The organism is Dactylosporangium sp. NPDC051484, from assembly GCF_040689395.1.
Classification (GTDB): Bacteria; Actinomycetota; Actinomycetes; order Mycobacteriales; family Micromonosporaceae; genus Dactylosporangium.
Genome location: NZ_JBFAZX010000029.1, coordinates 47,716 through 73,907, shown reverse-complemented (window position 1 = coordinate 73,907; position 26,192 = coordinate 47,716). Strand labels below are relative to the sequence as shown.

At 72.4% G+C, this 26,192-nt stretch carries 16 protein-coding genes, 2 pseudogenes and 1 riboswitch; of the genes and pseudogenes, 10 read left to right on the top strand and 8 right to left on the bottom strand.

Annotation, left to right across the window (positions count from 1 at the left end):
- The first annotated feature begins 361 nt into the window (after positions 1–361).
- Together AB0367_RS31880 and AB0367_RS31875 are read left to right on the top strand one after the other, a co-directional pair.
- On the top strand, positions 362–817 hold the full coding sequence (locus tag AB0367_RS31880) for a hypothetical protein (protein ID WP_366230185.1): 456 nt from the start codon (positions 362–364) through the stop codon (positions 815–817).
- On the top strand, positions 817–5,160 hold the full coding sequence (locus AB0367_RS31875; RefSeq protein ID WP_366230184.1) for an HAD-IC family P-type ATPase: 4,344 nt from the start codon (positions 817–819) through the stop codon (positions 5,158–5,160). The genes AB0367_RS31880 and AB0367_RS31875 overlap by 1 nt, the downstream gene beginning before the upstream one ends.
- Positions 5,161–5,221: 61 nt before the next feature.
- Here AB0367_RS31875 and AB0367_RS31870 read toward each other — a convergent pair whose 3' ends face one another.
- The 5 genes and pseudogenes from AB0367_RS31870 to AB0367_RS31850 all read right to left on the bottom strand — a co-directional run bounded on the left by AB0367_RS31870 (position 5,222) and on the right by AB0367_RS31850 (position 13,956).
- Positions 5,222–5,977: a DUF2795 domain-containing protein gene (locus AB0367_RS31870; protein ID WP_366230183.1), complete on the bottom strand. Its 756-nt coding sequence runs from the start codon at positions 5,975–5,977 to the stop codon at positions 5,222–5,224.
- Between the two features lie 63 nt (positions 5,978–6,040).
- Positions 6,041–6,735 (bottom strand): annotated as a pseudogene (locus tag AB0367_RS31865) (hypothetical protein).
- Positions 6,736–6,915: 180 nt separating this feature from the next.
- Complete coding sequence (locus AB0367_RS31860) at positions 6,916–7,410, bottom strand: flavin reductase family protein (protein ID WP_366230182.1); 495 nt, start codon at positions 7,408–7,410, stop codon at positions 6,916–6,918.
- 324 nt (positions 7,411–7,734) lie between these two features.
- On the bottom strand, positions 7,735–10,242 hold the full coding sequence (locus tag AB0367_RS31855; protein ID WP_366230181.1) for a DUF4118 domain-containing protein: 2,508 nt from the start codon (positions 10,240–10,242) through the stop codon (positions 7,735–7,737).
- Between the two features lie 90 nt (positions 10,243–10,332).
- A complete protein-coding gene (locus AB0367_RS31850; RefSeq protein WP_366230180.1) occupies positions 10,333–13,956 on the bottom strand; it encodes a hydantoinase B/oxoprolinase family protein in 3,624 nt (1,207 codons plus the stop codon).
- A 257-nt stretch (positions 13,957–14,213) separates the two neighbouring features.
- On the opposite strand from AB0367_RS31850, the gene AB0367_RS31845 reads away from it, so the two are divergent.
- Positions 14,214–14,444: a hypothetical protein gene (locus AB0367_RS31845; RefSeq protein ID WP_366230179.1), complete on the top strand. Its 231-nt coding sequence runs from the start codon at positions 14,214–14,216 to the stop codon at positions 14,442–14,444.
- Between the two features lie 382 nt (positions 14,445–14,826).
- Here AB0367_RS31845 and AB0367_RS31840 read toward each other — a convergent pair whose 3' ends face one another.
- Together AB0367_RS31840 and AB0367_RS31835 are read right to left on the bottom strand one after the other, a co-directional pair.
- Positions 14,827–15,462, bottom strand: coding sequence for a hypothetical protein (locus AB0367_RS31840; protein WP_366230178.1), 636 nt, complete (start codon positions 15,460–15,462; stop codon positions 14,827–14,829).
- 11 nt (positions 15,463–15,473) lie between these two features.
- Positions 15,474–16,064: a transposase gene (locus tag AB0367_RS31835; RefSeq protein WP_366230177.1), complete on the bottom strand. Its 591-nt coding sequence runs from the start codon at positions 16,062–16,064 to the stop codon at positions 15,474–15,476.
- A gap of 774 nt (positions 16,065–16,838) precedes the next feature.
- Here AB0367_RS31835 and AB0367_RS31830 point away from each other — a divergent pair.
- A pseudogene (locus AB0367_RS31830) lies at positions 16,839–17,606 on the top strand (hypothetical protein); the annotation flags it as partial.
- 364 nt (positions 17,607–17,970) lie between these two features.
- Here AB0367_RS31830 and AB0367_RS31825 read toward each other — a convergent pair.
- Positions 17,971–19,206 carry an MFS transporter gene (locus AB0367_RS31825; protein ID WP_366230176.1) on the bottom strand — a complete coding sequence of 412 codons (1,236 nt, stop codon included), beginning with the start codon at positions 19,204–19,206 and terminating at the stop codon, positions 17,971–17,973.
- A 234-nt stretch (positions 19,207–19,440) separates the two neighbouring features.
- A riboswitch (cobalamin riboswitch) is annotated at positions 19,441–19,622 on the top strand.
- A gap of 27 nt (positions 19,623–19,649) precedes the next feature.
- Here AB0367_RS31825 and AB0367_RS31820 point away from each other — a divergent pair.
- The 6 genes from AB0367_RS31820 to AB0367_RS31795 all read left to right on the top strand — a co-directional run bounded on the left by AB0367_RS31820 (position 19,650) and on the right by AB0367_RS31795 (position 26,155).
- Entirely contained in the window at positions 19,650–21,209 is a 1,560-nt protein-coding gene (locus tag AB0367_RS31820) for an ABC transporter substrate-binding protein (RefSeq protein ID WP_366230175.1), read from the top strand.
- Between the two features lie 8 nt (positions 21,210–21,217).
- Positions 21,218–22,171, top strand: coding sequence for a nickel ABC transporter permease (gene nikB, locus AB0367_RS31815; protein WP_366230174.1), 954 nt, complete (start codon positions 21,218–21,220; stop codon positions 22,169–22,171).
- Positions 22,168–23,823: a dipeptide/oligopeptide/nickel ABC transporter permease/ATP-binding protein gene (locus AB0367_RS31810; RefSeq protein ID WP_366230173.1), complete on the top strand. Its 1,656-nt coding sequence runs from the start codon at positions 22,168–22,170 to the stop codon at positions 23,821–23,823. The genes nikB and AB0367_RS31810 overlap by 4 nt, the downstream gene beginning before the upstream one ends.
- Positions 23,810–24,556, top strand: coding sequence for an ABC transporter ATP-binding protein (locus AB0367_RS31805; protein ID WP_366230172.1), 747 nt, complete (start codon positions 23,810–23,812; stop codon positions 24,554–24,556). The genes AB0367_RS31810 and AB0367_RS31805 overlap by 14 nt, the downstream gene beginning before the upstream one ends.
- Positions 24,553–25,284, top strand: a complete 732-nt coding sequence (locus AB0367_RS31800) for an IucA/IucC family C-terminal-domain containing protein (protein ID WP_366230171.1) — start codon at positions 24,553–24,555, stop codon at positions 25,282–25,284. Before AB0367_RS31805 ends, AB0367_RS31800 begins: the two co-directional genes overlap by 4 nt.
- Positions 25,285–25,384: 100 nt before the next feature.
- Positions 25,385–26,155: an SDR family oxidoreductase gene (locus tag AB0367_RS31795; protein WP_366230170.1), complete on the top strand. Its 771-nt coding sequence runs from the start codon at positions 25,385–25,387 to the stop codon at positions 26,153–26,155.
- Positions 26,156–26,192: the final 37 nt, after the last annotated feature.

Sequence of the window (26,192 nt, the reverse complement as noted above, 5' to 3'; positions counted from 1 at the left end):
CGCGCCGCGCGACGGCATCGCGCCCCGCGCCGATGGCACCATGATTCCCGGTGCTTCATCCGGCGTTCACCTGGCCCCCCTACATTTCCGGCGCACGCCGAATCTCGAAGGAGCCCAGAAATGTCCGCCCTGCTCTCCGCCATCGCGGTCGAGGTGGTCAGCGCCCTGCTGATCTCGCTCGTCGTCACCGCGGTCCGCCGCCTCTTGCGTGACAGCGCCGCCCGCACCGCCTGAACCGGCCGCCCAGCCCGCACGGCTCACCCCGTCCCGCGCACGATCCGGGGTTGATCGCGCGCCGCCCGGGTAACCGCCTCCCTTTGGGAGGTGCTCAACCCATCTCCCGTCTGGGAGGTGCTCACCCATGACCACAACCACACAGACGGCGACCCCCAAGACGGCGCGGACGGCCGCCACCGAGCCGTCGACACCGCCCGCGACCCGGCGCCGCGCCGCCGCGCGAAAGGCGACCGAGCCGAAGAAGACCCAACCCGCCCGCGCCAGAGCGCGCAGGCCGGAGCCCGCCCGCACCCCGGACGTGCCCGCGCCCGGGCCCGAGTCCGAGCTGGTGACCTGGCAGGACGTACCCATGCCGCACGTCAAGGTGCCGGTCGTCCACATGCGCAAGCCCGACGTGCGCGCCACCCTCGCCAACGTCAGGACCGGCCGCACCGTCACGCAGCCCAGGCACCTGCTGTACTACGGCGGCGTCGGCGCGCTCGCCGCACTCGGCGTCCTGGAATGGCCGGTCGCCCTCGCGGCCGCCGCCGGGGTCTGGGTGGCCACCCGCGAACGCCGCACCCCCGCCACAGCCGGGTGATGGCGCGAACCGGGAGCCGGCCGTCCCGCGCCGGGCGGAAGGCCTGGGCGCGGGACGGCCTGGCACACATCGAGATCCGCGGCGCCCGGCAGCGCCCGGTCACGGCCGAGCAGGGCAGGCTGCTCGAGCGCGCGGTCGAGACACTGCGCGGCGTCGACTGGGCGGCGTGGAACGCGATGCTCGGGCGGCTGCTCGTCGCCTACGACGAGGACGGGCCGGATGGGCTTGGCCTCGACGCCCTCGTCGAGGCGGTCGCGGAGGCCGAGTCCGAGCACCTCCCCGCCGGCGAGCCGGGCGGGCGGGAGGACCTGGACGCGGAGCCCCGTCATCAGCTCACGCTGGCCGTCGACCTCCTGGCCGCCGCCGGATCGTTCGCGGCGCGGCGCCTGCGGGTGCCCGCGACGCCCCTTGAGCTGGCCGCGGTCGTCGCGCTGGTCGACCACCTGCCGGGGGTGCGCGGCGGTCTGCGCCGAGTGCTGGGCCACAACAAGGCCGATCTGCTGGTCTCCGCGGTGGGCGCGGCGATCAACGCCGCGGGCCACGCCGAGCTGTCCTCGGTCGCGGACGCCGCCCTGCGCGCCGTCCTGCTGCGGGAGGCGTCGGCGCAGCGGGAGACCTGGCGGCGAAGAGCGGCCGAGCTGACGGGGGACGCCGCCGCGGGCCGGGCCGACAGCCCCGACGGCGACCGGCCGGATGAGCTGCCCGACGGCCCGCTCGAGCGGTACGCGCGCCGGATCAGCACGCTGACGTTGCTCGTCGCCGGCGCGGTCACGGCGCTGCCCGGGGGCGTGCGCCGCGCGGCCCGGGTGGTGGCGGCGGGTTCGCCGGTCCCCGCGTACGCCGGGCGGGAGGCCTTCGCGAGCGGGCTCGGCCGGCTGCTCGCGCGCCGCGACGTGCTCGTCCGTGACCGGGCCGCGCTGCGCCGGCTGGACCGGATCGACACCGTGGTCATCGACGCCCACGTGCTGACCGGCGGCCGGCACGTCATCTCCCACGTGGTGCCGGTGAACGGGACGGTCGAGGCCGCCTGGGAGGCCGCGACGCGGCTCGTCGACGGCCCCGGCGGCACGCTGCCGGCCCACGCCGGCGCCGACGGCTGGGCGCTCACCGACCCACGCCGCCTGGACGCCCCGATTCCGGATGCGGTCCTGGCCGACGCGCGCTCCCACGACGGCGTCCGGGGGAAGCTGTACGCGCTGACCCGAGACCGCGAGGCCGTGGCCGTCGTACTCGTGGAGCCGGCGCTGGATCCGCTGACCGCGGCCCTGATCGCGGCCGGCCGCCAGGTCGGGTCGGTCCTGCTCGCCGGCGCGCCGGCCGGGATCCGCAGCCGGGTGCGGGCGGACGGCACCGTGCCCGGGGGCTCGCGCCTCGCCGCGTCGATCCGCGCGCTGCAGGCCGACGGGCACGTGGTGCTGCTCATCGGTGAGCGTAACGACGCCGCGCTGGCCGCGGCGGACTGCGGCTTCGGTGTGCTGCGTGCCGACCGCCGGCCCCCGTGGGGCGCCCACCTGATGGGCGGACCCGGCCTGGAGACGGCCTGGCTGCTGCTGGAGGCGGCGGCGGTGGCACGGGCCGTGAGCCGGCGCAGCACCCAGGTGGCGATGCAGGGTTCGGCGGCCGGCGCGCTGCTGGGGCTCGCGGACGCCACGCAACGCGGCGCCCGCCGGGCGTCGAGCGCGGCGGCCATCGCCCAGGCGGTCAACGTCGCCAGCGGGATGTGGTCGGCGCGCGGCCTGTCCCGCCGCACTCCGCCCGCACCGCCCGTCGACGTCGCCTGGCACGCCCTGCCCGCCGAGGAAGTCATGCGGGCCCTGGACACGGCGCCGCGGGGCATCGACGAGGAGGACGCCGAGCGACGCCGGCAGGCCCGGGTCACGGCGGAGACACCCGCCGACGCCTCGGCCGGGCGGGGAGTGTTCGGCACCATCCTCGGTGAGCTCAACACACCGCTGACGCTGCCGCTGGCCGCCGGTGCCGGCGTCTCGGCCGTGACCGGGGCGACGAGCGACGCCGCGCTGGTCGTCGCCGTCATCCTCGCCAACGCGGTGCTGTCCAGCATCCAGGACATGGCGGCCCGCCGGGCGCTGAGCCGGCTGGTGAGCGAGGCGGCGCCGCGGGTGCGGTTGCGCCGCGCCGGCATCGAACGGGACGGCAACCTCGACGAGCTGGTGCCGGGCGACGTCATCCTCCTGGAGCCGGGCGACGCGGTGCCGGCCGACTGCCGGCTGCTGGACACCGTCGGCCTGGAGATGGACGAGTCGCCGCTGACCGGCGAGTCGGTGCCGGTCGCCAAGAGCGCCACCGCGACCCGTGCGGCCGCCATCGCCGAGCGCACCAGCATGGTGTACGCCGGCACCACCGTCGCCGCCGGATCGGCCACGTGCGTCGTCGCGGCGACCGGCGCGGACACGGAGGCCGGCCGCAACGCCCTGATGGTGCTCCAGGAACCGCCGAAGAGCGGGGTCCAGCAGCGGCTGCGCGAGCTGACCAAGGCGTCGCTGCCGGTGGCGGGGGCCGCCGCGGTGGCGCTGCTCACCACCGGCGTGGTCCGGGGCCGGCTGGCCGAGTCGGTCAACAGCTCGATCGCGCTCGCGGTCGCGGCGATCCCGGAGGGGCTGCCCTTCATCGCGACCGCGGCCGAGCTCAGCGCCAGCCGCCGGCTGTCCCGGCGCAACATCCTCGTGCGCGATCCCCGCTCGATGGAGGCGATCGGCCGGGTCGACGTGATCTGTTTCGACAAGACCGGCACGCTGACCGAGGGACGCATCGCGCTGCGCAGCGTCTCCGACGGCCGCGTGCGGGTGCCGATGGACCGGCTCACCCCGCGGCACCGGGAGATCCTCGCCACCGCGCTTCGCGCGAGCCCGGCCCCGAACGGGCAGGAGGTGCTGCCCCATCCGACCGACCAGGCGGTCGTGGTCGGTGCCGCGGCGGCCGGCGTCACCACCGGGGAGGCGGCCGACGGCTGGCGAAGCGTCCGCGAGCTGCCCTTCGAGCCGGCACGCGGATTTCACGCCGTCCTCGGCGCGGCGAACGGCGGCCAGGTGATCAGCGTCAAGGGCGCGCCGGAGATCACGCTGCCCCGCTGCGTGAACTGGCGCGTGGACGGGGAGGTACGGCCGCTGACGCAGGCCGACCGGCGCTCGATCGAGGCGGAGGTCGACCGGATGGCCCGGCAGGGGCTCCGGGTGCTCGCGATCGCGGAACGGGCGGCGTCGGCGCGGCGCCGCCTCGACGACGAGCGCGTCGACGACATGCGGTTCCTGGGTCTGCTCGGGCTGGCCGACCCGACCCGCCCGAGCGCCGCCGAGGCGGTCGACCGGCTGCGCCGCGCCGGCATCAAGGTGCTCATGCTGACCGGCGACCATCCCAGCACCGCGGCGGCGATCGGCGCCGAGCTCGACCTGCTCGACGGCGGCGCCGTGGTGACCGGGCCGGAGCTGGACAGCGCCGAGGCGGACGACGCGATCGTCGACGCGCTGGTGTCCAAGGCGTCGGTCTTCGCGCGGGTCAGCCCCGCGCACAAGGTCGCGGTCGTCCGCGCGCTGCGCCGGGCCGGGTACAGCGTCGCGGTCACCGGCGACGGCGCCAACGACGCGCCGGCCATCCGGCTCGCCGACGTCGGCATCGCGCTCGGCGAGCAGGCCACGGCCGCGGCCCGCCAGGCGGCGGACCTGATCGTGCTTGACGGGCGGATCGAGACGATCGTCGACGGGGTGGTCGAGGGGCGCGCCATGTGGGCGTCGGTCCGCGAGTCGCTCGCGCTGCTGCTCGGCGGGAATCTCGGCGAGATCCTGTTCACTGTCGGCGGATCCCTCGTCTCGGCGACGCCACCGCTCAACGCGCGGCAGATCCTGTTCGTCAACCTGATGACGGACCTGCTGCCCGCGATCACGGTCGCCGCCCGGCCACCGCGGCACGTCAGCCCCGACCGGCTGGTCCGCGAGGGGCCGGAGGCCTCGCTGGGCGGGGCGCTGACCGGCAACGTGATCCGCCGCGCGGTCGCGACCTCGGCCGCGACGGCGGGGGCCTGGTTGAGCGCGAAGGCGACCGGGACGGCGGCGCGCGCCAGCACGGTGGCGCTCGCCTCCCTGGTCGGCGCGCAACTGGGCCAGACCGCGCTGCTCTCCGGCGGGGACCCGGTGGTCCTCGGTGCCGCCGGGGCATCCGCCGCGGCGCTGGTCGGTGTCGTGCAGACCCCGGGCCTGAGCCAGTTCTTCGGCTGCCGGCCGATTGGGCCGGTCGCCTGGGGGATCGTCCTGGCCGCGACGGCGGCCGGAACGGCGCTCGGGGCGCTGCGGCTGCCGGTACCTGCGCTGCCAGGACGTCCAGCAGCGTAGAAAGCGGGGGGACCAGAGCCTGCCTGGCTCTGGTCCCCGACTTCCCGCTCACCGCGGCTGCTCACCCCTCGCCGGCGTGCCTGCGCCAGTCCCGCATCGCGTCACGGACCTTGTCGAACACCCCGATCGGCGGTCCGGCGAACAGGTTCGCGATGGCCGATTCCCCGGTCCCCGGGTGCGGACGCGTCGGGGCCAACGCCTCCGCCGCCTCGAAAGCACGCCCCAACCGGCGCAGCCGATCCGCGTCGGCCTGCTCGCGAAGCCGCGTGAACTCCATGCGCTCCTCCTGGGCCGCGTGCGCCACGACCGATTCGCCGAGCACACTCAGGTGCCGGTCGAACTCCGGATGATCCATCCCCAGGTCGTAGAGGTCGGACAGCGCCCGCTTCGCGTCTGACTCCTCGTGGAGCAGCTGGTCGATGATCTGGTCGCCGTCGGCGATGATGTCCCGCGCGGCCGGATGCACGACCAGCTCCTCCGCGCTCTCGTGGACGGCGAGCCGCCGGACGAGGGTGTGGAACACCTCTTGCTTCCCCGCGCCCTGAGCGGTCGCCAACTGCGCGAAGAGCTGTTTGATCTCGGAGTGCCGGGTGAGCAGGATGTCCACGACATCCTGCTGCCGGGCCTGCGTCTGCTTGCCGACGGCCTGACTGACGTCCTTCGGTGAGTCGAACCGCTCGCCAGGCATGGCCTGCAGGGTCTGCACCACGTCGCTGCCCGCACCGTGCTCGCGGGCGTGCTCGACGAGGTGCTGCTTGTCCGTCGGGTAGTCCAGGTCGCCGAGGTAGCGCTGCACCTGGGTCGCCGTAACAGTCATGTCCGGGCTCTACCCGGTGACGTGCCGGCCAAGCCGGCCCGACGGCGGACGTGACCGGGTTGTTCAGGCTGGACCTTCCCGACCTTCCCGACCTTCCCGAAGCACGGCGTCGGCCGCCCTGCGGTCTTGTGCGACTCGTACCAACGCCCCGGCCAGCTTCGGCAGCTGTGCCGTTGACACCAGGCCGGCGAGGTCGCCGGCCGATCGGGGCAGCCGCAGTCGCTCCGCCCCGTCGACGACCTTGGCGTCGGCGAACGGCGCGATGTCCGGCCACACCGCCTGTACCTCACGCACGAAGATGTCGGCGCCCGTGGGGCCGATACCCGGGAACTCGGTCAGCAGGCCACGAAGGCGGTCGACGTCGCCGGCGGCCTCGCGGTGCAGGCGACGCAGATCGCCGTGCCAACGCTGCCGGCAGAGCCGGGCGCCGTCGCCGAGCATCGTCGAGGTCCGCTTCTGGTAGTGCCGGTAAGCTTCGGGTAGGACTGGTAACTGCCCCGAGCCAGGGCGTCCACGCGGTCCTGCCAGGTCGCCTCGGTCATGCGTCGCGGTGTGCGGTATCCGGCCCGAAACAGCTCCCGAGCCGCGGTCACCGCGATACCGGAGGAAATGCGGGCGCTGAGCAACGTCGCGAGCACCAGCAGCTGGTACAGGGGAGCGGGCTTGTCGGCCAGCGTGATGCCGGCCTCCTCGGCGATGGTGGTGCCTTGGCGGTCCAGGAGCGCAGCGACGGTGCGTTCCTTGTCCAGTGTTGCCATCTTCCCGCTCCGCTCATCGCGGCAGTGCGCCGCGACCATCCTCCCGAGGTCTCTTCCACAGCGTGCCCGCAGGGCGGCGAGCGAAACAGTGGCGACGGCCGCTGGTTGAGGTCGGGTCGGCACGTTCCCGGCCGATCCGGCACCGCCTGCGACCGGGTCTGGTGAGACGGCCCGGGGCCGTCAGGCGGCGCGCTGCAGCCGGCCGAACGCGCTCTGGTGGAACACCAGCGGCGGGACGCTGCGGTCGGCGTCGAGGGCATGGACGCGGAGCAGGATGATGTCGTGGTCGCCCGCCGGGATCTCGCGTTCGATGCTGCAGTCGAGCCAGGCGCAGGCGCCGTCGAGCAGGATCTCGCCACCCTGCGTCGCTCGCCACGTCACGCCGGAGAAGCGGTCGCCGCCGCGCAGGCTCAGCTGGCGGCCCAGGTGCTCCTGGTGCGCGGCGAGCACGCTGACCCCCAGCCGATCGGCGCGGCGCAGCGTCGGCCAGGTGCTCGACGTCCGGGCGATGCAGACCGAGACGAGCGGCGGGTCGAGCGACACCGAGGTGAATGAGCTGGCGGCGAGGCCGACGGGTGCGCCGTCGACCAGCGCGGCCACAGCCGTGACGCCGCTGGGGAACGCGCCGAAGACCCGGCGTAGGTCGGTGGGGTGCAGCACCGCGCTCATGCTCATGTCGATGGCCTACCTTCCGTCGGGCCGAGGTCGGCGGCCCGGTCGAGCAAGCGTGTGATGGCGTATGGCCGGAGGGGCACTCGAGCCGGCCGCACGGCCCAACTCTAGCACCGTACCTATCGGATCAATAGGATTTGCTATCCGGCCTTACGCGCTGGCCGATCGGGAAGGGTGAATTTGCGGGATTCGTTGAACGCCTATCTCAGTGGTATTCGGGGGTCAAGCGCATTCGTGCGGATATCCGCGGTCTCGCCGGTCTCGCCGGGGGAGATGGACACCGTGCCGTATTCCGACATTCCGACGGAACTGCCGGCCCGGCACGAGTCAGGACCGGGAGGTGGTCCTGGGCAGGGTCAGGCTGACGGTGAGTCCACCGCCGGGGGTGTCGTGGCAGCGCATCGTGCCGCCCATGGCTTCGGTGAGCGCCTTCGCGGTACGCACCGCGAGGCTGCCGTCCGGGGCCGGACCGCTCGCCCCGCGCGCTGCCCCGATGGGGCGTGGTTCGTGCCGGACCGGCACGCCGGGACCGTGGTCGACGATGTTGATCGCGAGGCGATCGGGCAGCACGTTCACGCTCACCCTGGCCGGCGCGGTGCCCGGGTTGCGGTCCAGGGCGTTGGTGGCGAGGCCGGTGACCGCGCGGGTGAGCAGGTTGGCGTCCGCGATGACGTCCGGCACGTCCTCGGGAGTGTCCACGACGATGTCGTGTCCTCCTGGCCCGAGATCGTCGAGCGCCGCGGACAGGACGTCGTCGAGCTCGACGGGGCGCAGATGGATGTCCAGCGCGCCCGCGCGGGCCTGGGCCAGGTCCTGCAGGTCGGTGAGGCAGGTTGCGATGCGGGCCAGGCTGGCTTGGCCGGTGGCGGTCAGCTCGTGCCGCTGTTCGGCGTTGATCGGGTCGTGGGTCCCGAGCCGGCCCAGCGTGTCCTGCAGCAACGCCAGTGGCGCCCGCAGTTCCCGCTGGGTGGCCAGCAGCATCGTGGTGCGCGCGCTGTCGGCGGCGATGCGCTGGTCGGCGTCGGCGGCGCGCGCGGCCAGCTGCTCGCGATCCAGGCAGGCGGCGATCTGCGCGGCGCAGGCCACCAGCACCCGCTGGTCGCTGTCGCCGAGGACGCGGCCTCGCCCGGCCAAGGTGAGCGTCTGCCCGACCGGGACGCTGGTGCCGGCCTCGGCGGGATGCCGCGGTGGCCGCTCGCCCGCGGAGGCCAGCACGTGCCAGTCCTGTCCGTGGCCACCGGCGGGTGCCCGGTCGAGCAGGCTGACCGCGTCCAGCCCGAAGAGCTGCCGGATCTGCTCCAGCTGGGCCGGCAGGTTCGGCCCGCTCAGCGCGGCGCCGGCCATGGTGCTCAGCGCACCGGCTTCCGCGGACGCGCGTGCGGCGCGGCGGGTCTGCCGGGTCGCGGTCTCGATCGCCCAGCTGACGAGCGTCGCGACGGCGACGAAGACGACCATCGCCGCCGCGTCGTCGGGTCTGGCGATGGCCAGGCTGTGCAGCGGGGGCGTGAAGTAGAAGTCGGCCAGCAACGCGCCCGCCACCGCCGTTGCCAGTGCCACGTACAGCCCTCCGGTCAGCGCCACCACGATCACCGGGAGCAGGTAACCCAGCAGGGCGCTGGACAGCGCGACCCGCCCCTGCAGCCCGACCAGGGTGAGGGCGGGCAGCAGCAGCAACGCCAGGGCGGCACCGGCCGCGTACCGCCGCACACCGAACCCGCGGCCCGCGCGTGGCAGGCGCAGCCCGGGCGGGCCGGCCGCGTGCTCGTGCGTGACCATGTGTACGTCGATCGATCCGGACAAGCGGGTGACGCGGACCCCGACGCCCTCGCCGGTCAACGCCGACGCCAGCCACCCTCGGCGACTGGCCCCCAACACGATCTGCGTGGTGTTCTCGGCCTGGGCGAACTGGATGATCGCCTTGGCCACGTCGTCGCCGACGATCTGGTAGTAGCGCCCGTCCAGCGACTCCACGAGCGCCCGCTGGGCGGCCAGCGCCGGATGGCTGCCCACGGCCAGCCCGTCACACGGCATCACGTGCACGGCGAGCAGATCGGCGCCCTGGATGCGCTCCGCGACCCGGGCGGCCCGCCGGATCAGGGTCTCGCCCTCCGGGCCACCGCTGAGCGCCACCAGGATCCGCTCACGGGTCTCCCATCCCGTGGCGATGCCGTGCTCGGCCCGGTACCGCCGCAGGCCCTCCTCGACCCGATCGGCCAGCCACAGCAGGGCCAGTTCCCGAAGCGCGGTCAGGTTCCCGGGCCGGAAGTAGTGGGTCAGCGCCGCCTCGATCCGGTCCGGCGGGTAGACATTGCCGTGCACCATCCGCCGTCGCAGCGCCTCCGGCGTCATGTCGACCAGCTCGACCTGCTCCGCCCGCCGTGCCACCGCATCCGGCAACGTCTCCTGCTGGGTGACCCCGGTGATCTGGCGTACCACGTCGTTGAGTGACTCCAGATGCTGGATGTTGAGGGTCGTGACCACGTCGATGCCGGCGTCGAGCAGTTCCTCGACGTCCTGCCAGCGCTTGGCGTTGCGGCAGCCCGGAACGTTGGTGTGCGCCAGCTCGTCGACCAGCGTCACCTGCGGGTGCCGGGCCAGCACCGCGTCCAGATCCATCTCGGTGAACCGGGCGTCGCGGTAGGCGCACTCGCGGCGGGGCACCACCTCGAGACCGTCGGCCATCGCCGCGGTCAGCTTCCGGCCGTGTGGTTCCAGGAACCCGATCACGACGTCGGTGCCCCGGGACCGGCGGCGCTGGCCCTCGGCCAGCATCGCGTAGGTCTTTCCCACCCCGGGCGCCGCGCCCAGATAGATCCGCAAGCGACCCCGTGCCACGCAGGACTCCCCACTGCAGGAACACCACCGCCGCCGCCCGATCGGGGCGGTCTGGCCGTGACCATCTCCTCCAGTATGAAACGTGATCGGTCATGGGCTGCCGTACCCGCCGCCGCCGGGCGTCTCGATGACCAGCACCTCGCCGGGTCGCACGTCGATCGAATCGCAGCCGGCGAGGTGGACGACGCCGCCGTCGGCGCGTTCCACCCGATTGGCGCCGAGCGCGCCCGCCGAGCCGCCGGCCAGGCCGTACGGCGGCACCCGGCGATGGCTGGACAGGGTGCTGACCGTCATCGGCTCGCGGAACCGGATGCGGCGTACCGCCCCGTCCCCGCCCCGCCACCGTCCGGCGCCGCCACTTGCGCGCCGGACGGCGAATTCGTCGAGGAGCACCGGGAAGCGCCATTCGAGGACCTCGGGGTCGGTCAGCCGGGAGTTCGTCATGTGGGTCTGGACCACCGAGGCCCCGTCGAACCCGTCGCCGGCACCGGAGCCTGAGGCGACGGTCTCGTAGTACTGGTGCCGCGCGTTGCCGAAGCTGACGTTGTTCATCGTTCCGGACCCCTCGGCCTGCACGCCCAGTGCGGCGTAGAGCGCGCCGACGATCGCCTGTGACGTCTCGACGTTGCCGGCGACCACGGCCGCGGGGTAGGCAGGCGCGAGCATCGAGCCGTCGGGCACCACGATGCGCAGCGGGCGCAGGCAGCCGTCGTTGAGCGGGATGTCATCGCTGACCAGGGTCCGGAAGACGTACAGGACCGCCGCGGTGACGACCGACGAGGGGGCGTTGAAGTTCGTGTCCAGCTGCGGTGAGGTCCCGGTGAAGTCGATCGTCGCGCCGCGGTGGGCGCGGTCCACGGTGATCCGCACCGCGATCCGCGCGCCGGAGTCCGTCTCGTAGCGGTACTCGCCCTCGGTGAGGGCGTCGATGACCCGGCGTACCGCCTCCTCGGCGTTGTCCTGGACGTGGCGCATGTAGGCCCGCACCACGTCGAGGCCGAAGTGGTCGATCATCTTGCCGACCTCCTCGACGCCCCTGGCGTTCGCGGCGACCTGGGCGCGCAGGTCGGCGAGGTTGGTCATCGGGTTCCGGGACGGGTACCGCCCGCCGTTGAGCAGCCGCAGCGTCTCTCGCTCGCGGAACCGGCCGTCGCGCACCAGCAGCCAGTTGTCGAACAGCACACCTTCCTCGTGCACGTTGCGGCTGGCCGCCGGCATGGAGCCGGGGGTGAGCCCGCCGATCTCCGCGTGATGGCCGCGGGAGGCCACGTAGAACAGGATCTCCGGCCGCCCCGAGTCGCGGGCCGGGCCGAAGACGGGGGTGACGACGGTGATGTCGGGCAGGTGCGTGCCGCCGTGGTACGGGTCGTTGACGGTGTACACGTCGCCGGGCACCATGGCGGTGCCGCGGCGGCGGATGACCTCCTGCACGCTGACGCCCATCGAGCCGAGGTGGACCGGGATGTGCGGCGCGTTGGCGATCAGGTTCCCGTCCGGGTCGAACAGCGCGCACGAGAAGTCCAGCCGCTCGCGGATGTTCACCGACTGCGCGGTCGACTCCAGGCGGGCACCCATCTGCTCGGCGATCGACATGAACAGGTTGTTGAAGATCTCCAGCAGTACCGGGTCGGCGCGGGTCGTGGTGTCCGATGCCTCGGTGGCCGGCCGCTGCCGTCGCATGAGCAGGTGGCCGAACTTCGTCACCGTGGCTCGCCAGCCGTCGTCGACCACCGTTGTCGCGTTCGCCTCCGCCACGATCGCCGGGCCGTGGACGGCGTCGCCCGGGCGCAGCCGTTCCCGCTCGTGGAGCGGCACCTCGCGCCATGTCCCGCCCGTGTACAGCCGAGCCGTGCCCGGTGGTGTCATGGCAGACTCCGCCGGCGTGCCGGTGGGCTCGCCCAGCCGGGAGAGGTCCGGCTGTTCGGTCAGCCCGACCGCCTCGACGCAGACCGCCTCGACGATCAACGGCCGGTCCATGAGGAACGAGTACGTACGCCGGTACGCCGTCTCGAACGACGCCACCATGGCGTCGACGTCGGCCAGCTCCACCGCCACCGCGGTATCGGTGCCGTCGAAGCGCAGGTGTGCGCGCCGGCTCACCCGGATCCGCTGGGCCGGTATGTCCTCGTCCAGCAACTCCGCGCGCGCCGCCGCCTCCAGGGTGTCCGCGACGTCGGTCAGCCGCCGCATCGTCGCGGGCTCCAGCCGGGCCTCCACCGACTGTTCGCGCATGGCGGTGGTGTCGGCGAGGCCGATACCGAGAGCGGACAGCACGCCCGCCATCGGCGGCACGATCACGGTGCGGATGCCCAGCGAGTCGGCCACCGCGCACGCGTGCTGCCCGCCGGCCCCGCCGAACGTGGTGAGCGCGTACTCGCTGACGTCCCTGCCCTTCTGCACCGAGATCCGCTTCACCGCGTTGGCCATGTTGGCGACCGCGATCCGCAGGTACCCTTCGGCGAGATGTTCCGGCGTGCGCTCGTCGCCGGTCTGCCTGGCGATGTCCGCCGCCAGGCCGGCGAAGCGCCGTCGCACCACCTCCGCGTCCAGCGGCTGGCCGCCGTCGGTACCGAAGACCCGGGGAAAGGTCGCGGGCTGGACCCGGCCGAGCATCACGTTGGCGTCGGTGACGGTGAGCGGCCCGCCGTTGCGGTAGCAGGCCGGGCCCGGGTCAGCCCCCGCCGAGTCCGGCCCGACCCGCAGGCGCGTGCCGTCGAAGTGCAGGATCGACCCGCCTCCCGCGGCGACGGTGTGAATGTCGATCATCGGCGCGCGCAGCCGTACACCGGCGATCTCGGTGTGGAACACCCGCTCGTACTCGCCGGCGTAGTGCGACACGTCGGTGGAGGTGCCGCCCATGTCGAAGCCGATCACCTTGTCGAAGCCGGCCAGCCGCGACATGCGCACCATGCCGACGATGCCGCCGGCCGGGCCGGACAGTATCGCGTCCTTGCCGCGGAAGTGCCCGGCCTCCGCCAGGCCGCCGCCCGACTGCATGAACATCAGCCGTACGTCGTGCAGGCGCGCGGCCACCGCCTCGACGTAGCGACGCAGCACCGGCGACAGGTACGCGTCGACGACCGTGGTGTCGCCGCGCGGTACCAGCTTCATCAACGGGCTGACCTCGCTGGAGCACGAGACGTGGTCGAAGCCGATCCGCTCGGCCAGTTCGCCGATCTGCTGCTCGTGCGCCGGGTACAGGTGACTGTGCAGGCAGACCACCGCGACCGCGCGGATGCCCGCGTCGCGGGCACGCCGCAGGTGGGTGGCCAGCGCTTCGGCATCCGGCGCTCGCAGCACCGTGCCGTCGGCCATCATCCGCTCGTCCGCCTCGATGACATGCTCGTAGAGCATCCGCGGCAGCACGATGTGCCGGTCGAAGATGCGTGGCCGGTTCTGGTAGCCGATGCGCAGCGCGTCACCGAAGCCCTTGGTGATGACCAGCGCCGTGCGTTCGCCCTTGCGTTCCAGCAGTGCGTTGGTGGCGACCGTGGTCCCCATCCGCACGGATTCGACCTGGCCGACCGGGATCGGTGCCGTGTCGGGGATGCCGAGCAGCGCCCGGATGCCCGCGACCGCCGGGTCCGCGTAGCGTGCCGGGTTGACCGACAACAGCTTGTGCGTCACCAGCCGGCCGTCGTCCGGCATCCGGGCGACGATATCGGTGAACGTGCCACCGCGGTCGACCCAGAACTGCCAACGCCGCCGCGCCATCGCCGATCGCCTCCTTCCGCGTCCGCGCGGGTCATAGCCGGTGTACCCTGCCCGCTATCACCCCCCCCGTATCACCGGCGAGCGACGGGTCGCGATCGTGCCCGAGGCCGTCCATTCGATCCTGGACCTCGGACTCTCGATTCTGGACCTCGGACTCGAGGTCCTGGTCGAGGCCGGGGCCGGGGCGCGAGGCCGTCTTCCCCGACGGCGCCGGGGGCAGGATCGTCTCGCGCTGCGAGCTGTTCGCCGCGGCCGGCGTGCTCATCGGCGTCCGGCCACTGAACATCGCCGCGACACACCGGTTCCGCGCCGGACAAGCGCTGTTCTGCCTCCTGCGACCCTTGCGGGTCGCGGACCTGTTCCGCCGCTGGGCCGGCCCGGGCCTCACCACGATCGCCGCCGACCTGGCCCCGAGCAGCACCGGCGAGGTTCGGCCGATGGACGCCCCGGCTCGCAGGAGCGGGTCGCCGGGTACCAAGCGGTGCTGACCGCCGCCGCCACCTTCGGCCGCTGCCTCTGCGGCCCGCTCCCCGGCGCAGGAACCGGCCGGCCCGCGCAGGTGCTCGTCGTCGGCCGTGGCCGGCCGCCAAGCCGCCCGCATCGCTCGCCGGCTGGGCGCGCGGGTTCACGCCTGCGAGGCTCGTGCCCAGCGGTGCGCGGACATCGCGGCGCGCGTCCACGGCCTCGATATCGTCACCGCCGAGATCCCGGGCCGGCAGCCGCCGCTGCTCGGCGGCACACGCCACGAGCGTCGCGGCTCTGCTCGCGCGTCTCGTCCGCGGCGGCGTACTCGCGGTCGATCTGGCCGACCCCGTGCATCGCGCGGTGGTGGCTCTGGCGGGCCTGCCATGAGCGATCCCGCGTCAGCCGTTACCCGGGAGTGCCCTGGACGGCCAGCGCAGTGTGCCGGGCCATCGAAACCGCGTGCTCAGCGCATTGCAGGTAATATCGGCAGGCCAGGGAGGCGTCCAGCGCCGCGTCCACATCGACGGTCCTCAAGTCGTCGAGCAGTATCCGGTAAATCCTCTGCCGCAGCCGATGCAGCTCGGCGTTGGCCGCGCCCATCGCCGCCCGCGTGTCGGCCGGCGCCGACCCTGCGGCATCGCGCGCCAGGGCCAGCATTTCCAGGCAGACCCGGCCCATGCCGCATACCGCCGCCTGTACTTCGGCCGGAACCGCCGGCCTCGAGGGCCGGGACCCGGCGATCTCAACCAACCGCCGCGCCAGCACGCCGACTCCTTCGGCGTCGGCGTTGACCTGCGCGGTGGCGACGACTGTCCGCAGGCCGGTCGCCGGCCGGACCCGGGTCTCGCCGATCGCCAACGCCTGATCCTCGATCGCCTGATGCAGCGCGTACAGCGCCTTCTCGGCATCCGGCAGACAGCTCCCGGCCGCAGGACCTTGGTCGCAGAGGGCCGCGGTGACGTGCTCCAGCGCGATCCGCGACAGCTCCGTCACCTCGACCAGTTGGCAGCTCAGCCCGCCGAGGTCCTGGCGACTCCGCACATCAACCGACTCTACCTGCGCCAATGTGCCACGCCGGGGCCGCAACGCACGTGCGGCCGATGTGGAGGTGAGCGCCGGCGGGCGGCGAGAACCGCCTCCAGGACTGTCTTCTCGGAGTAGCGCGGCGCGGTCCATGGCCTGTTCCGCCGCTGGCAGCGCGCGGGAGTCTGCCAGCGTGTCGTTGCCGAGTCCCAGGCCCGCGCCGACGCGTCCGGGCTGATCACTTGGGGAGTCAGTGTGGGGCCGCCGGCCCCCGCACTCGCAGCAGGAACCGCCGGGCGGGGGGCAGCAGGAACCCGCCGACCACGCCTTGGGCCGCTCCCTCGGCTGCGAGCAGGGGAAGAGGCCCTGGCGATGCTGCTGACCGCCGGCCAGTGGGGGGATGAAACGCCGTTGCAGTACCGAGCGCCGTCGTCGACACACACGAACTCGTCCGACACCGAACGCCGGTCCTCGCTGCGGACCCACTTCCGCAGCGTCTCGTGACTCATCCCCAGCTCACGAGCGACCTGATTGATCGGCCGACTCGACGAGCGCACCAACTCGACCGCATCACGCCGGAACCCTTCCGTGTATTTCGACGGACGCCCCAACGGGACCACTTCCTCTGGACCAACGTCCAGTCTCAGGGGGAAGCCCAGACATCACGGCGGCCCGGAGATGCGCGTCATGCGAAACGCCGAATCGGTCGTTGGTGTCTCTCGTGAGCGTCACCGCCCACGAGACGGTCACTGCAGAGCCCGTTGCCCGGCATGCGCGTGCACCATTTGACATTATGGACTGCTATTCGGGGCGGTGGTTTCGGTCGGGTTCTGGGATAATCACATGTATGGGGCAGTTGCAATTGTTTTCGAAGACGGAATTGGCTGCCATGCGTGACAGGACCAGGTCACGTCGTTATTGTCCGGCGAATGAGCAGTTCCGCCGGGAGCATGCTCGGCATCGGGAATGGGGCCTGGTCAGACGGCACGCCGAGAAGCTGCGCCGCCTGCGCGGTGACACCCAGCCGACGGTCAGCGACCAGCGGGACGGATCGGTGCAGGAGCCGGTGCCGCCCTCGCCGCCTCCGCCAGTCACGCTGCCTGACCAGGCACGACCTGGCCAGGCGCGACGTCCCGCGAGCAGCACCGTGGCAGACGACTGCGCTCCCGCGCCGCGCCAGGTGGGCGGCGACGGGCGGCCCGGTCCCGTCCCGAAGCGTCGTCGCGCGTCCACGCCACAGCTGCGCCGGCCCGCCGGCCCGGCAACGCACCGAATGATAGGCGGCAATATACGGCCCCCGGTGCAGCGCAGCCGCCTTTCGGCAATGCCGCGCACGGCCGATCGGCATTTCCGCCGAATGCTCCACAAGGCGAGAACAAGCAACCACTGTCCCCATGGACCACCGGCGCCAATTCCCGAATGTCTCGATGCACGGTAGCGGTGACGCGACCGCGACCTGTATCACCTTCCGCCTTGTCGAGGAGGCCACCGGCCGGTTGTTCAACGCTGCCGGTGTCGCAGAGCGGGTCGGCTGGCTCTGCGTAATCGTGCGGGACATGACCGGCCGGCTCCTCGATCGGCATTGGACGGCCGAAGCTCTGGCTGGGCATGCCTGCGGCGTGGACGTGGCGGGCGTTCGGCTGCCGTCCAACGGGTGGATAGCGCAGCGCCGGCTCGGCATGACCACGATCGCCCCGACCGGCATGGTCGTGTCGGACCGGGTCCGGCGGATCGCGGAGGAACACGCGGCATCGTCTTCGACACCCTCAACGGCCAACTCGACGTCGAAGCCCACGGCGGCCGCGCCCTGGCCGGCGTCATCTGGCGCAACCGAACTCTCGGCGGCCCAGCAAACGGTCCCTCATCGCCTACGACCACTGAATCTTCAAGGCATCAATCATCCAGATCGCCGGTTGCGTCGGGAGGTGGCCGAACTGCGGGCCGAGAAAGGAGATCCTGCGTTGGGCAGCCGCATATTTCGCCAGGGAGATGGATCGATGATCTGCCGGTGGCTGGCCAGTGAGGCGGACCGGCGGCGGCGTGTGGCCGCCGAGGACGCCTTGGCCGAGCGGATCGCCACGTTGCACGCGGCGTCCGGCGGCACCGATGGTTTCCCGCGTGTCGCCGTCGAGCTGCGCGAGCAGGGTGTGCGGGTCAAGCGCGAACGCGTCGAACGGATCATGCGTGAACGTGGGGTGGTCGGCCGGCACCAGCGGCGCCGCAAGCGCACCACGATCCCGGACCCGGCCGCCCCACCCGCGCCGGACCTGCTCGGCCCGCGACTTCACCGCCGGCGCGGTGCTCGGCGGGTGGGCCGCCTGCCAACGCCGCCAGTGATCACCGACCCCGGCTGCGGCGACCGCGCGGTCGACCCGACTGCGGCCACCCCACCGGCCGGGTCGGCCACCCCACCGCCCGGGTCGGCCACCCCACCGGCCGGGTCGGCCACCCCACCGGATGTGGTCGGCGACCCCACCGGATGTGGTCGGTTGTCCGTGACTCGTGTCGGCCGTGCGGGACCATCACTCAGGATGTCGCCGAAGCCGTGCGGACGGTTGTACTCAGTGTCGCCACGAGCGCGAGAAGTGTCAGCCATCCGGCCAGGACGATGGTCAGTGCCGGTGCTCCCAGCAGCGCGATCAAGGCGCCGCTGGCCATGGTGCCCATCGCTGCGCCTCCGGTGGTGAGCGTGTCGATCGCGCTGGTGACTCGGCCGCGCAGGGCGTCGGGGGTGACGGCGAGCCGATAGGAGTCGAGGGCGACCATGTAGACGGGCGAGACCACCGACTCCACGAACGCCACGACCAGCAGCAGCCACCACGTCCGCGCCACCGCGTAGAACGGAAAGGCCGTCGCCTCGACCCACAGCATCGTGACGGACAGGGCCCCGAGCGGAAACCGGCGGGTGAGCGCGGGTGCCAGCAGGCTGCCGAGCAGGGCGCCGGCGCCCGCGCCGGTGAACACCATGCCGACCTGGGTGGGGTTCGCGTCCAGTTGCCTGGCCAGCATGATGATCAGCAAGTAGCCGGCGCCGTACCGCAGGCTGTCTGCGGCATCGAGCAGCGCCAGCGTCCGGATCACCGGTCTGCGCCACAGCCAGGCCAGCCCGCGACCGATGTCGATCACGAGTGCGCGCGGCGAAGCCGGCGTCGTGGCCCGTGCCTGCTGGAAGTCGGCGCGGATGCCGCGTAAGGACACGGCCGACGCCAGGAACGAAGCGGCGTTGAACGCGAACGGGAGCATCCGGCTCACGGCGAAGGCGATGCCCGCCACGGAGCCGCCGACGATGCGAAGCGTGTTGGACATCGCCCCGGCCGCGCCCAGCGCGCCGGGTAGGTCGCGGTTGCTGACGATGTTCGGCAACGCCGAACTGTTCGCCGCCCCGAACATGGTGCTGAGCACGCCGTTCAGCACCGCGACGGCATAGAGCTGCGGCATGCCGAGCATGCCGAACGCCGCGGCTACGGCAATGGTGGCGGTCAGCACGCCACGCCCGATCTCGCACCAGATCATCGTGGCCTTGCGATCCCAGCGGTCGGCCAGCGCGCCCGCCAGCAGTCCGAAGACGAGGTAGACCACGGTTTGCAGGCCGAGCAGGACACCCGCCTGCGTCGAGGACCCGGTCAGCGTGATGACCAGCAGAGGCAGCGCGAGGAACTGCAGCGAGTCGCCCAGCTGTGAGACCAGTCGTCCTCCCAGCAGCAGCCGGAAGTCGTGCTGACGCCACAGGGATCGAGGCGGCGTCGACGTGAGGTTGTCCATGGGGGATCCGTGTCGAAGCCTGACGGCTAGACGTCACTGGGCGAGAACATGAGCCAAGACCGTACGGGGCGACGCGACCGGCGGCAACACGAATTCCATCCACAGGTGTCAGGATGACGTGCCGGTCCTGCTGGCGGGAGCCGGCAAGGGTGCGGCGGTGGGGGCCATAACCTGCCGGGCGCAGGCAAGTGTGGCATGCCTCATTCGGATCTTGTCGGTGCGGTTGGCCTCTGCGTAGTCTGCCGGAGTCGTGGTGCTCGGGAAGTCCGGTGGAACGCCGGCGCGGCCCTCGCCACTGTGATCGGGAGTCTCCGGCATCCACCCTTGTGGGGTCACTGGGCAGTTCTGCCTGGGAAGGCCGGCCGGGGACGCACCTCCCGTCAGCCAGGAGACCGGCCACGGCACGCACGTGTACACCCTGTCCACGAGGTGCTGGAAGGCTGATGTTCCGCATGCTGTCCATTTTCCGGGCGGCGGCGCTGGTCGCCGTGCTGTCCCTTGCGCTCGCCGGTTGCGGCAGCGCCAATCCGGTCGCGACGTCCGACGAGCCCGCCGCCGAACAGACGTTGAAGTTCCTGACGGTCAACATGCCGAGGTCGCTCGATCCGGTCCACATCGACGCGCAGCGGATCCTCGAGAACGGCCTGGCCGAGTCCCTGGTCGTGCAGAACGACGACGCCACCCTGCGGCCAGGTCTGGCCACGTCATGGCGAACCGTCGAGCCCACCGTGTGGGAGTTCACACTCCACAGTGGTCTGAGGTTCTGGAGCGGGGCGCCGGTCGACGCCGCCGCGGTCAAGGCGTCCCTGGAGCGGCACAAGGCGAAGAACCCGCGCGCCAAGTCGATCCTCGGCGCGATGGAGTTCGCCGCGGCCGACGCCACCACACTGCGGATCACGACGAAGACTCCCGACCCCGGGCTGGCGTTCCGGCTCACCACGTACGGCATTCACAATGCCGCTGAGGCGGACCGGCGCGGCGACGAGTTCAACCGCGACCCCGACCTGACCGGGTTCATGAAGCCGGTCCAGTTCGTGCCGGGGGAGACGCTGGTCGCCGAGGCGAACCCGGACTACTGGGGCAAGCCCGAAGGCGGCATCAAGCTCAAGCGAATCGAGGCGCGGCTCGGCTCCGACCCGCAGGCCCGGATGCTCGCGCTGCGCTCCGGTGACGCCGACGCCGAGTTCAACGTCGAGATCGATCAGCGCCTGCAGTACGAGAAGTCCGGCACGAAATTCAGCGTGTACTCGCCGGCGCCGACCACCCGCAACATCTGGCTGAACACGACGAAGGTCCCCGCGTTGCGGGACAAGGCGGTCCGGCAGGCCCTCGATCTCGCGGCAGACCGCAAGGAACTGGTGGACGGGCTCAACCACGGCTACGCCAAGGCGGCGACCGGGCACTTTCCCGCCGGGCTGCCCTACGCCGTGGACTCCGGCACGACCACCGACGCCGCCAAGGCCGCGGCGATCCTCGACGCCGCCGGCTGGTCGCCCGGCCCGGACGGGGTACGGGCGAAGGACGGCACCCGGCTGCACTTCAAGATCCTGACGTACACCGTGTTCCAGCCCCTGGCGATCGCCTTGCAGAGCCAGTGGAAGAAGGTCGGTATCTCCACCGAGCTGGCCCCGGTCGAGACCACCGCCTCCAACCAGATGATGCTCGACGGCAACTTCGAGATCGCCACGTACTGCTCGTGCGGCTCGGCCACCGGCGACATCGCCGGACAGCTGCGCTCGTTCTACCGCACCGGCGTCGTGTCCAACTACGGCGGCTACAGCAACCCGCAGGCCGACGCGCTCATCGACCAGCTCGGCACCGAGTTCGACCCGGCGAAGCAGGCCGAACTGGCCAAGCAGGCGCAGCGAATCCTGCTCGACGATGTCGCGCTGGTCTACCTGTACGCCTCGACGCAGTGGGGTGCGGCCTACGCGCCCCGGGTGCGCGGCGTGGAGCCGAACCTGTCGCGGCGGATCCTGCCTGGCATGTGGCTGGCGCGGTAACCGGCCCGATGCTTCGCTACGTCGCCGTGCGGCTTGCCGCGACGGTGCCGGTACTGCTGGGCATCTCGATCGTGGTGTTCACGATGATCCGGCTCATCCCCGGTGACCCGAGCCACGCGATCCTGCTGTCCATGGTGGAGCCCGGCGCCGACATCAGCCGCCTGCAGGAGGACCTCGCCACGCTGCGCCGTGACCTCGGCCTGGACGAGCCGTACCCGGTGCAGTACGTGGGCTGGCTGACCAGCATCCTCACCGGGAACCTCGGTACGTCGCTGCGCAGCGGCGCCCCGGTCCTCGACGAGCTGTGGATGCGGCTGCCGGCGACGCTCGAACTGGCCGGTGCCGCACTCGTCGTCATGGTCGTGGTGGCGGTACCGGCCGGGATCGCCGGGGCGGTGTGGCACGGCCGGGTCGCCGACCGTGTCGCCCGCCTGGTGACCCTGCTGGGTGTGTCGGTACCGGGATTCCTGCTCGGGCTGCTGCTCATGTACGGGTTCTCCGTCGGCCTCGGCTGGTTCCCGACGTACGGGCGGGGCACACCGGCGCACCTGGTCCTGCCGGCCGTCACACTGGGCCTCGGCCTGGCCGCCGGGGTGTCCCGGTTACTGCGGGCGAGCCTGCTCGACGCGCTGTCCCAGCCGTACGTGGCGACCGCCGAGGCCAAAGGGCTGCACTGGCGGGTGATCGTGCTGCGGCACGCGCTGCGCAACGCGCTGCTGCCGGTGTGCACCAACGCCGGACTCATCGTGTCAGGCCTGCTCGGCGGCGCCGTGGTGGTGGAGACCGTGTTCTCGTGGCCGGGTGTCGGCCGGTACGTCGTGGACTCCATCACCGGGCGTGACTACCCGGTCATCCAGGCGTTCGCCATCGCCATGGCCCTGGCGTACGTCCTGATCAACCTCGCCGTCGACCTCGGCTACCGGCTGATCGACCCTCGGGTGCGGGTGGAGGGAGCTGGATGAGGACGCTGCACCGACTGCTCGCGATCCCGCGCCGGGACCGGCTCGCCGGTGTCCTGCTGGTCGTCCTCGCGGTCGTGGTGGCGGCGGTCGCGGCCGCACCGTGGCTGACCGGCGCCGACCCGACGGCCGTGAACTACCTCGACGCGACGCTGCCACCGTCGGCCGCGCACCCGTTCGGCACCGACAACTTCGGGCGCGACCTGCTTGCCCGCGTGCTGTACGGCGGGCGGGCCTCCCTGGCCACAGCCGCCGTCACCGTGGCGGTCACGGTGGTGGCCGGCACGCTCGCCGGCGCGGCGGCCGGCTACCTCGGCGGCTGGTTCGACCTGGTGGTCACCCGGGTGATCGACGTACTGCTCGCCTTCCCCAGGCTGGTTCTCGCGATCGCGGTCGCCGCGCTGCTCGACGCCGGTCTCGCCGGCCTGCTGCTCGCGGTGAGCGTCGTGTCGTGGCCCGGCTACGCGCGCGTGGTACGCGGCTACGCGCTGCAGCTGCGCGACGAGCCGTACGTCGCCGCCGCCAGGACAGCCGGCAGTCCACAGTGGAGGATCGTCGGCACGCACGTGCTCGGCGGGCTCGCCGGGCCGGTGTGCATCCTCGCCATGGTGGACGTCGGCGAGGTCATCATCGCCGTCGCCGGGCTGTCGTTCCTCGGCCTCGGGGTGCGCCCTCCGCAGCCGGAGTGGGGCGCCATGCTCAACGAGGCGCGTGGGTTCGTGCAGGACGCGCCGTGGATGTTCCTCGCGCCTGGCGCGGCGATCGTGCTCGTTGTCGTGGCGGTCACCTACCTCGGCGACGCGGTCCGCGACGCGCTCGAACCGCGAAACCCACGCCTGTCGCCGCGCGGCGCCCGCCGCGGCCGTGCTCCCCGCGTCGTCACGCTCGCGCCGGACGCGGCCGTCCTCGCCCGCCTCGACCGGCTCAGCGTGCGGGCCGGCGATGTCCGCATCCTTGACGGTGTGACGCTCGAACTGCGGGCGGGGGAGTGCCTCGGGCTCGTCGGTGAGAGCGGGTCCGGCAAGTCCACCCTGGCCGCGGCGCTGCTCGGCCTGCTCCGCCCGCCGATGTCGGTCACCGGCTCGCTGGAACTGCTCGGTGCGCCCACGGACGGCTGGCGCGACACCGACTGGCGGCAGGTCCGCGGCCGGCACGTCAGTCTCGTCACGCAAGACCCGCTCACCGCGCTCAACCCCGTCCTCACGATCGGCAGGCAGCTCACCGAGACCGTCCGCGCCCATGCCAGCGTCTCCAGGGCCGAGGCCAGGCGACGCGCCCTGGCCGCGCTGGATCTCGTTCGCCTGGATCGCGACCTCATGCGGGCGTATCCGCACCAGCTCTCCGGGGGCATGCGGCAGCGGGTCTGCATCGCGATCGCGATCATCAACCGGCCGCGGCTGCTCATCTGCGACGAACCCACCACCGCCCTCGACGTCAGCACCCAGGCGCGGATCCTCGACGAGCTGGCCACGCTGCGGCGCACGCTCGGCATTTCCATGCTGTTCATCTCCCACGACCTGCGGCTGGTCTCGCAGGTCGCCGATCGGGTCGCGATCCTGCACGACGGCCGGCTGGCCGAGCAGGGACCGACCGAAGAGGTGTTCGCCGCGCCCGCTCACCCTTATACCAGGAAGCTGATCGATGCTGCGCGTTGACGGTCTGTCCAAAGTGTACGGTCGCAGGACGGCGCTCGACGATGTCACGTTCGGCATCGCCCCCGGCGAGACCGTCGGCCTCGTCGGTGCCTCGGGTGCCGGCAAGAGCACCATCGGCCGTTGCGTCCTGGGCCAGGAACGGCCCACATCCGGCGGCGTCTCCTGGAACGACCTGCCGATCCGCCGCTCACTGTGGCGCACCGGCCGGGAGCGCCGGTGGCGCCGCGACGTCCAACTCGTCCCGCAGGATCCCCGAGCCGCGCTCGATCCCAGGTGGACCGTCGGGCGCAGCGTCGCCGAGCCCGCGCGGAACTTCCCCGGCAGCCGGTCCGTCCTGGAGACGTTCGAACTCGTCGGACTCGATCCCGCGCTGCGGCACCGTTATCCGCACGAGCTGAGCACCGGCCAGTGCCAGCGTGCCTGCATCGCCCGGGCGCTGACGCCCCGGCCGAAGCTGCTCGTGCTCGACGAGCCGCTCTCGGCGCTGGACCTGCCGGTGCAGGCGCAGATCCGCGACCTGCTCGCCGAGCTGCATCGGGCCGACGGGCTCAGTTACCTGTTCATCTCCCACGACCTCGTCGCGGTCGCCGCGCTCTGCGCCCGGGTCATCGTCCTCGAGCGCGGCCGGATCGTCGAGGAGGCGGCGACGGCCGACCTGCTCACCGCACCCACCCATCCACACAGCAAGGCGTTGGTCGCCGACACACCCGTTCTCAGGTACGGTCCGGCATGAACCGCCCGCCACTCGGCGCCCGCTTCATCGCCCCGCGCGGCCTGCCCGAGACAGATGGCTGGCATCCCGCGAGCGCGTTGTTCGGGCCCCACCTGACGCAGTTCGTCGCCGAGCATCGCCGGGCCCGGCATACCGAACACACCGTCGCCGCGGCGTCGCTGCTGTTCTGCCAGTACGTGAACCAGGTCACCGGGCCGGTCCTCGCCCGGTACTGGCTGGACGGCCGAGGCATCGACGCGGCCGCCGCCAACACGTGGGTTCACCTGACAGGTGGCCGTCTCACCGACGCCGCGTTCACCACCGCGCCCGCACAGGACCGGCCAGGCGCGGATGACACCCTCGCCTGGCTGATGCGGCGGATGGTCGAGGACAACCTCGCCCACGCGGTCGACGCCTGGCACCGCATCACCAGGGTCGGCCGCCGCACGCTCTGGGGCAACGTGGCCAGCGGGATCGCCACGGCGATGCGTGCCATCTCCTGGACCCAGCCGGACCCGGCCCGGTTCGTCGCCGAGACCGAGTCGCTGCTGGAGCACCACCCCGCCACCAGAGGGCTGTGCTGTGTGAACAGCCTGCCGGTCGGCGGGCACCGCTGGCAGACACACCACCGCAACAGCTGCTGCTTGATGTTCAAGACGGGCGACGGCGGCTTCTGCGCCACCTGTCCCGTCGTGCCCGCGCCGGACCGGGTGGCGCGCGTGCGCCGCATGATCGACGAGACACCATGACCGGGACCTTCACGCCGTGATGGCATGGACCGGCAGGGGATGGGTGGACGTAACTCTACTAAGCAGATAGGCTTAGTCGGACATCAATCGAGGAGGTCGGGTGTCCGCACCGCGCAAGGCGGTGGTGGTGACGGCAGCCGCCAGCGGCATCGGCCGCGCGGCCGCGGAGCTGTTCGCGGCCCGTGGATTCGGTGTCGTGGCCGTCGACAGTGATCCGGTGCGGCTGGCCGGACTGTCCGGCGTGGACGGTGTCGTCACACTGCTCGGCGACGTGGCGCGGGAGCGGGCCAACCAGGAGATGGTGGCCCTGGCGCTGAGCCGGTTCGGGCGGCTCGACGTCGCGGTGCTCAACGCCGGCGCCGGTGGTGCGCCGCCGCTGGAGGACGAGGGTGCGATCGCGGCGCTCGACGCGATTCACGCCGTCAACGTGCGTGGTGCGGCACTCGGCATCCGGGCGGCGGCTCCCGCTCTGCGTGCGGCCGGTGGCGGTGCCGTGGTCGTGACCGCATCGATCGCCGCGCTGCGCGGCGATCCGCGCACGTGGGCGTACAACACCACCAAGGCCGCCGCCGTCAACCTCGTGCGGTCGGCGGCGCTGGACTACGCCCACCAGGGCATCCGCATCAACGCGATCGCGCCGGGCCTCACGCTGACCGCCCGGACCGCCGCGGTGCGCGAGGACCCCGTCCTCGCTGGCGACCTGACCCGGCGCATCCCGCTGGGGCGCTGGGCCGAGCCGCGGGAGCAGGCGGAGGTCATCTGGTTCCTGGCCTCGCCGGCGGCGTCGTACATCACCGGCGAGGTCCTGGTCAGCGATGGCGGCCTCAGCGCCAGCAACGGCTTGTTCTTCCCGCCGGTCGCCGACCCGTGACGATGATCGTGGCCATCGGCGGCACGTAGGGAAGCCG

What these genes read in the sequence shown, in the direction of transcription:
- AB0367_RS31880 (WP_366230185.1), top strand. Translation starts at nt 362, where the DNA reads ATGACCACAACCACACAGACGGCGACCCCCAAGACGGCGCGGACGGCC.
- AB0367_RS31875 (WP_366230184.1), top strand. Translation starts at nt 817, where the DNA reads ATGGCGCGAACCGGGAGCCGGCCGTCCCGCGCCGGGCGGAAGGCCTGG.
- AB0367_RS31870 (WP_366230183.1), bottom strand. Translation starts at nt 5,977, where the DNA reads ATGACTGTTACGGCGACCCAGGTGCAGCGCTACCTCGGCGACCTGGAC.
- AB0367_RS31860 (WP_366230182.1), bottom strand. Translation starts at nt 7,410, where the DNA reads ATGAGCATGAGCGCGGTGCTGCACCCCACCGACCTACGCCGGGTCTTC.
- AB0367_RS31850 (WP_366230180.1), bottom strand. Translation starts at nt 13,956, where the DNA reads ATGGCGCGGCGGCGTTGGCAGTTCTGGGTCGACCGCGGTGGCACGTTC.
- AB0367_RS31825 (WP_366230176.1), bottom strand. Translation starts at nt 19,206, where the DNA reads ATGGACAACCTCACGTCGACGCCGCCTCGATCCCTGTGGCGTCAGCAC.
- AB0367_RS31820 (WP_366230175.1), top strand. Translation starts at nt 19,650, where the DNA reads ATGTTCCGCATGCTGTCCATTTTCCGGGCGGCGGCGCTGGTCGCCGTG.
- nikB (WP_366230174.1), top strand. Translation starts at nt 21,218, where the DNA reads ATGCTTCGCTACGTCGCCGTGCGGCTTGCCGCGACGGTGCCGGTACTG.
- AB0367_RS31810 (WP_366230173.1), top strand. Translation starts at nt 22,168, where the DNA reads ATGAGGACGCTGCACCGACTGCTCGCGATCCCGCGCCGGGACCGGCTC.
- AB0367_RS31805 (WP_366230172.1), top strand. Translation starts at nt 23,810, where the DNA reads ATGCTGCGCGTTGACGGTCTGTCCAAAGTGTACGGTCGCAGGACGGCG.
- AB0367_RS31800 (WP_366230171.1), top strand. Translation starts at nt 24,553, where the DNA reads ATGAACCGCCCGCCACTCGGCGCCCGCTTCATCGCCCCGCGCGGCCTG.